5 protein-coding genes and 1 pseudogene are annotated in these 6,913 nt (G+C 37.0%); 4 read left to right on the top strand and 2 right to left on the bottom strand.

What is annotated here, in order from left to right:
- Nucleotides 1-473 precede the first annotated feature (473 nt).
- The 4 genes from CBF29_RS13470 to CBF29_RS13455 are packed head-to-tail and all read left to right on the top strand — an operon-like array spanning nt 474 to nt 4,810.
- Nucleotides 474-1,346: an ABC transporter ATP-binding protein gene (locus CBF29_RS13470; RefSeq protein WP_126810224.1), complete on the top strand. Its 873-nt coding sequence runs from the start codon at nt 474-476 to the stop codon at nt 1,344-1,346.
- A 15-nt stretch (nt 1,347-1,361) separates the two neighbouring features.
- Complete coding sequence (locus CBF29_RS13465; RefSeq protein WP_126810223.1) at nt 1,362-2,177, top strand: ABC transporter permease subunit; 816 nt, start codon at nt 1,362-1,364, stop codon at nt 2,175-2,177.
- A 53-nt stretch (nt 2,178-2,230) separates the two neighbouring features.
- On the top strand, nt 2,231-3,529 hold the full coding sequence (locus CBF29_RS13460; protein ID WP_211334311.1) for an alkaline phosphatase family protein: 1,299 nt from the start codon (nt 2,231-2,233) through the stop codon (nt 3,527-3,529).
- A gap of 9 nt (nt 3,530-3,538) precedes the next feature.
- Nucleotides 3,539-4,810, top strand: a complete 1,272-nt coding sequence (locus CBF29_RS13455) for an MFS transporter (RefSeq protein WP_126810221.1) — start codon at nt 3,539-3,541, stop codon at nt 4,808-4,810.
- A gap of 59 nt (nt 4,811-4,869) precedes the next feature.
- Here the strand turns inward: CBF29_RS13455 and CBF29_RS13450 are convergent, their stop codons facing one another.
- Both CBF29_RS13450 and CBF29_RS14330 read right to left on the bottom strand, forming a co-directional pair.
- Nucleotides 4,870-5,976 carry an ISL3 family transposase gene (locus CBF29_RS13450; protein ID WP_245987408.1) on the bottom strand — a complete coding sequence of 369 codons (1,107 nt, stop codon included), beginning with the start codon at nt 5,974-5,976 and terminating at the stop codon, nt 4,870-4,872.
- 608 nt (nt 5,977-6,584) lie between these two features.
- A pseudogene (locus tag CBF29_RS14330) lies at nt 6,585-6,913 on the bottom strand (IS30 family transposase); the annotation flags it as partial.

Raw genomic sequence — 6,913 nt, 5'->3', positions numbered from 1 at the left:
TTAGGCGCTTTAACCATAACAGATTGGGGCTCTTTTTGTACACCCAAAGGGTGTTAAAATAAAACAAGATAAACACCGTCACAAAAGTGTTTATCTTGTTTTTTCAAATAAGTATGAATTATCCAGGCTTACTTAGTCAGTTAAAAACTACATTGCCTCAGAGTTTTACTCTGAGGTCTTTTTGTATGAAAGGAAAAGATGTAAATCAGTTAGCTGTCGGTGCTAAATTGAAAGTATTTTGGTATAATTAATGAAAAGTTTTTAATCTTTAAAACAGAATCTCCGATGTTGATTTGGATATTTTTATCTATTGAGGGGATATATTTTCAGATACAGGTGTGTGTGGTTTGATTTCTTTGGTTAAGATATTTACGTGTCGGAACACTGACACGATGTTTTTAAATTTTCAACTCACAGATTCTACTAAGTTGATATTTTGTGTATCTTACTTTTTTAAGGAGGGAAGAGTAGTAATGAATGCGATTGAAATACACCGTTTGACTAAAAAGTTCGGAAAACAAATCGCAGTAGATGGAATAGACCTGGAAGTAAAGCAGGGAGAGATTTTTGGCTTTATCGGACCCAATGGCGCTGGGAAATCAACTACGATCAAGATACTGTTGAATTTAATTTTTCCAACTGAAGGAAAAGCATTGATTTTCGGTCATGACTGCATCAAGGAATCTGTGGCAATAAAAAGATTCACTGGTTACGTTACAAGTGAAGTGAGATTGTATAATAAATTTACATCATTAGATATTTTTAACTATGTTTCTGAATTTCATGGCTTGAAAGATAGCAGAAAAGAAATCGAAGATTATGTTCAGTTGTTTGAAATAGATTTGAAAAAGAAGTTTTCTGAGCTTTCTTTTGGGAATAAAAAGAAAGTGGCTTTAGTTGCTGCTTTTTTGCCGAATCCTAAATTATTGATTCTTGATGAGCCGACAAATGGGCTTGATCCAAAAATTCAAGCACGTTTTTTTGAGGTATTGAAACATAAGCAAGAGGAGGGGATGACGACTTTTTTGTCCAGTCATGACTTGCATGAGGTTCAAAATCATTGTGAAAGAGTGGCGTTTATCAAGAACGGTGTTATCGCAGCAGTTGAAAATCTTCATGAGAAGAAAAGCTTTATAAAGAAGATTACTTTAACTGGGGAACAAATTCCTTTCGAAGAAATCATGAGAATCGGTGGTAAAATACTCGGTCAAGGTTCCAATCGTCTCGTTTTTACTTTTGATGGGGAATTTAGCAAGTTATTTCACCTGTTAGAAAATGTTTCCATACAAGATATTGATATTCGAGATGTTGATTTGGAGGAACGTTTCCTGTCTATGTATGAGTAGGGGGCTTATAATGATATGATAGTAAGTAAGATAGAGTGGCGTTTAAACAAAAAATCGTTGTTTATATGGATGACTGTCATGGGGTTGCTGATTGTGTTGTTCATGGCAATGTTTCCGAGCATGCAATCAAAGGGCATCAAAGAACTGCTTGACTCTCAATTGGATTCATTGCCCCAGAATATGCTGGTAGCCTTTAACCTTGATTCTAAATTGCGACTGACTAATCCTATTGGCTATTTTTCCTATGTCATGCAGTATTTATTTATCGGCTCGTGTATCTATAGTGCGATGCTTGGCAGTGCTTGTTTGATAAAAGAAGAATCTGAGGGGACTATTGAATTTTTACTAAGTCAGCCTGTGAGCAGGTCAAGCATTGCCTTACAAAAATTTTTGACAAACTTTGTAATTCTTTTGATTTTTTGGCTGGTATTAGCCGCAGCATCTTTAGGGTCAATTATTTTGTTTGATACGACTGAAATGGATTTTGGTGAAATATTTAAAGATGTTGGACTTGTTTTCAGTAAAGAATTTTTAATTCTTCTTTTTTTCTTATCCATGGGATTTTTGTTGTCCACTTTGATTAAAAGCAGCAGTCAATCGGTCAGTTTGTCTTTAGGTCTTGTTTTATTGCTTTACTTGTTGGGGATTTTGGGAGATTTGCAAGAAAAACTGTCTTTTTTAAAGGCAATCTCTCCTGTGAATCAGGGGATTCCCAACAATATTTTGGGCGGAAATGATTCTAATGCTTTTTGGCTGATTTTATCAGCTGGTGTTTTTCTCTGTATTGGCGGAGCATTGATAATTTATCAACAAAAAGATTTGAAAGTTTAAAAAATAATGCTAACTTTTTAGATGTTTGTGATAATGTGAAAAATGAAAGAAGGGTGTATGTGAGAAAAAAATTAGTAGTGATTTCCATTGATGCGCTGGGAGCAGCGGACCTTGCAGGGGATGTATCACATTTGCCAAATATCAAGAGTTTAATAGCTTCTGGCACCCATGTTGAAGAAGTGACTGGGATATACCCGACGGTGACTTATCCTTCTCATACGACGATTGTCACAGGTTGTTATCCGAAAACTCATGGTATTGTAAACAATGTTAAAAGGCAATCGAATAAGTTGTCTCCGGATTGGTATTGGTATGCAAAGGATATTCGCGTGCCCACACTTTTCGATGCCGCTCATGAAGAAGGGTTGAAAACTGCGGCATTTTTATGGCCTGTCACTGCCAGAAGTACGATTGATTATAATATTGCTGAAATTTTTCCTAATCGGATTTGGACCAATCAGGTGCTGATTTCTTTACATGCTAGTTCGCCGTTGTTTTTATTTCAGATGAATCGCAAGTATGGGCATTTGAGAAAGGGGATTAAGCAGCCTGAGTTAGATGATTTCATTACCGCGTGTGCTGTGGATACACTGAAAAATAAACGACCAGATGTGACTTTGATTCACTTAGTTGATATGGACAGTCAGCGCCATGGTTATGGTGTCAATTCTCACGAAGCAGAGGCAGCATTACTGAGGCAAGACCGACGGGTAGGAGAAATTATTCAGGCTGTTGCGGAGGCAGGCGATAAAGAGGAGACGGTTTTTGCTATCTTGGGCGACCACTATCAAATTGATGTGGATAAAATGATACGCCTAAATGTTTTATTTGCTGAAAAGGGTTGGCAAGTGCCCACTAAAATAGGTACGACAAAACCTAATTGGGAAGTATGGGCGAATAGTTGTGACGGTTCCACATATATTTATATAAAAAAAGAGTCTGCGGTCTCTCCTTCTGAAGTCCGGGAATTGATTGAAAAAGCGGAAGGAATCGAAGTTGTTTATACCACTGACCAAGCGAAAAGTCGCGGGGCAGATCCTAAATGTACGTTTATGGTGGAGGCGAAACGAGGTTATTATTTTGTGGACGAAGCAAAAGGTGCATCGGTAGCTGAAGTGCAAGAAAAAGAGATGTGGCTGCCTTGGCGTTACCGGGCGGTGCATGGTTTTTCCCCTGAAAAGGAAAATTATGCAACGACCCTTGTCTTGAGCGGTCCCGGGATAAGAAAAAATCATAAAAAATCAAAAGGAAGATTAATCGATGAGGCACCAACATTTGCTAAAATATTGGGATTAAATACATTTCCTCAGAAAATAGATGGGAAAGTTTTGGAAGATGTTTTTGAGGAGTAAGGAGATTATATGTTGAAACTTATAGGACAGAAATTTACGAAGGAAGAAACAAGCTGGATTCTTTACGATTGGGCGAATTCTGCTTATTCATTAGTCATTGTCACGGCGTTGCTGCCGATTTATTTTAAATCAGTTGCCACTGGTTCAGGGATTTCTGAATCAGCTTCTACGGCCTATTGGGGTTATGCTTCATCTTTTGGTACTTTGCTGGTCTCAATATCTGCTCCACTTTTGGGGACTATTGCAGATTATAAAGGATTTAAGAAAAAGTTTTTCACTTTTTTTGCACTGACTGGGATGATAATGACTTTGATGTTGGCGCTTGTACCAAATCACAGTTGGATTGGGCTGCTGGCGATTTATATTATTTCTCACGTAGGATTTTCTGGGGCTAATATTTTCTATGATGGCTTTTTGGTGGACGTGACCACTGATGAACGGAGCGACTTAATTTCTTCTTATGGTTACGGCTTAGGTTACATCGGCAGTGCGTTATTATTTATCATTGTTGTTTTACTGCAACTATTTGGCGGGAAGTTTTTTGATGTAGCTCTTTTAACTAAAATCAGTTTTGTTTTGACAGCGGTCTGGTGGTTTGTTTTTTCTCTTTCTTTCTTAAAAAACGTTCATCAGCGCTATGGGGTGGCGCATGACCCAAAACCGGTCCGGGCCAGTGTGAAACGATTGGCGGAGACACTGAGACATATTCGTCAGTATAAGGTAGTGATGTTTTTCTTGATTGCTTATTTCTTTTATATTGACGGCGTGGATACGATTTTTACGATGGCAACATCCTTTGGCATCGACATGGGAATCAGCTCGTCAACCCTTTTGGTGATTTTACTGATGGTGAATATCGTGGCTTTTCCTTTCACGATTTTGTATGGTAATCTGGCGAAGAGATTTGGTACCAAGCCGATGATTTTAACCGCTATCGGAGTGTATATCCTGATTTGCTGCCTGGCAATGATTATGTCCAAGCCGCTCCATTTTTGGATATTGGGCTTTTTAGTTGCAACTTCGCAAGGAGGGATTCAAGCGCTGAGCCGTTCGTATTTCTCCCGAATCATTCCTAAAGAACGCTCCAATGAATTTTTTGGTTTCTATAATATTTTTGGGAAATTTTCAGCGGTGATGGGTCCTTTATTGTTTGGGGTAGTTACACAACTCACCGGCAGATCCCAACTAGGTATCGCCAGTTTAATCGTTTTATTTATTGTTGGCGGTCTGATGTTTATCAAAGTACCAGATGTGGAAAAAAATAACGGAGCTATCGAGTAGTTTTGGCTCTTCATCAAATGATGTGGATGGATAGAATTTAGTTGACTTTAAATAACAAACTAGACAACTTTGCTTAGACAAGTGAAGTTGTTTTTTTGGTTTGTCAGTTTAAAACTGACAAGAATGCGGTGCTTGAAGTGCCAAAAACTACGATAACCATAAGCAGTTCGTTTAATGACTTTGATTTTATTAATAAGTCCTTCCAGAGGGCCGTTAGAAAAAGGATACTTGAAGGTATTTTCAATCCTGTTTAAATGCTTTTTAAGAGTTTTTATGGAGGTTTTCATATAAATTGAAACCTCCGGTTTTAATGATGCCAGACTATTCTTGAATCTTTTAATATCATTTTTTTGAGCATAATAAAGCAGTTCTTGATAGAGCTGATAGGTTGCTTTTAAAGTGGGGTCAAGGGAAATCAGGTAATCCACACTCTCTGTTTCAGGCATCGGCTTTTTGAATAAACGTTGATACAAATAGTCTTGGTAATTAAGATGAGTCGCTGATTTTAACATCAATCGCCAGTAACGCTTTAACTTACGATAGTCTTTCATTTTTTCGTGATCAGTACCAAACAACTTCTTCATAAAAGTTACCCGTGTTTGATTAAGAGCACGTGACATAAGTTGAACGATATGAAAGCGATCGATAATAATCTTGGCATTCGGAAAGAGTTCTGTAATGACGGTAAAATAAGCCGCATTCATATCAATAACAATCGTTTTAACTTGGGCCCGTGCTTTGAGGGAATATCTGGAAAAATAATCACGTAGAGTTTTCTGTAATCTATTGGGTAAGATATCAATTATCTTTCGTGTGGCAGCATCACAAAAAATAAAGCTCATTTTATTTGTGACATGCTTAACTGACTTAAATTCATCAAAACATAAATTTTCAGGTAAATGTTGAAAATCAGGTGCATGTTCATTGCCTCGTTGGACTAAAATCCGTGTGGTCGTAGTAGGAGACACACCGTGACGATGAGCCAAATCTTTCATCGAAAGATTATCTTGAAGTTCAATGGGGATGGATTGTTTGACTCTATTGGCGATAAAACACCCTGCGTCAACTTCAGGGGAGGCAGCAACAAAAGTCGTTTGACAGTCACGGCAAAAAAAGCGTTGTTTTTCAATTGAATGAATGTAGGTTGATGGGAAGAACTCAACCATTTTAACCGCGAGGTTAAGAACCCGTGTTTAACGATAGAAAAATCTTCATTAATACCCCCACAGTTGGGACAATGAGTGGGCGTATAGCTAAGAGTGGCAAAATAAAGCAGGCTGGTAAGCCCCTTTACATCAACCTCCTGACAAAATTGTTTTTCAAAAGTGATATTTTTATCTTCTAAATTTAATGAGGTTTGGATACAATGATGATGAGACATATGAATCTTCCTTTCTGAATGGGTAATCGACAACTTTATTCTAACTGGGAAATTCATATGTTTCTATTTTTTTATAACAAAATAGGTGTGAATGAATTTCTTCATCCACACCAAAAATTATACAGCAAAAAAATAACGGAGCTGTCTAGTAGTTATCCCGCTAGTTCATCATATGAATGTCTATTGAAGCATGGGGTTCCATGCTTTTTTAGGAAAAAATGATGATCAATAAAAAAACGTCCAGATACCATTCGTGTTTTATATGTGAAATGGTTTTTCTGAAGGTTTTTTCTAGTCAGATAAGAAAGTTATTTTTTTCCTAAATTGCAATATTAAGTTAGCCACTTAGATAAAAACATCTAAATATCAATGTTATCCTATAAAAACACCTTACTAACATGTTTTTATTTTTTGAACTTCTTCTATAAATAGCGTCGCTGGCTGTTTATAGTTTAAAATTTTACGAGGTAAGTGATTAACATTTTCTGTCACTGATTGAATAAATTGTCTTGAGTATTGATAAATGGGGGTTCCTTTTGGAACAAATTATTTAAGTGATCCATTATGCCGTTCGTTTGTCCCTCTTCCCCAAGAGGAGTATGGATGAGCAAAATAAATATCTTATAGGTGCTTTAAAGTATCGTCCAAAGAACTAAACTCACTGCCCTTATCAGCAGTAATAGATTTAAAGATTTGAGTGAATAAAGCTTGCCCAAATTTCT

It is taken from the genome of Vagococcus elongatus (assembly GCF_003987645.1).
GTDB classification, from domain to species: domain Bacteria; phylum Bacillota; class Bacilli; order Lactobacillales; family Vagococcaceae; genus Vagococcus_A; species Vagococcus_A elongatus.
The sequence above is the reverse complement of the archived record's forward strand: the minus strand, read 5'-3'. Positions and strand labels throughout refer to the sequence as shown.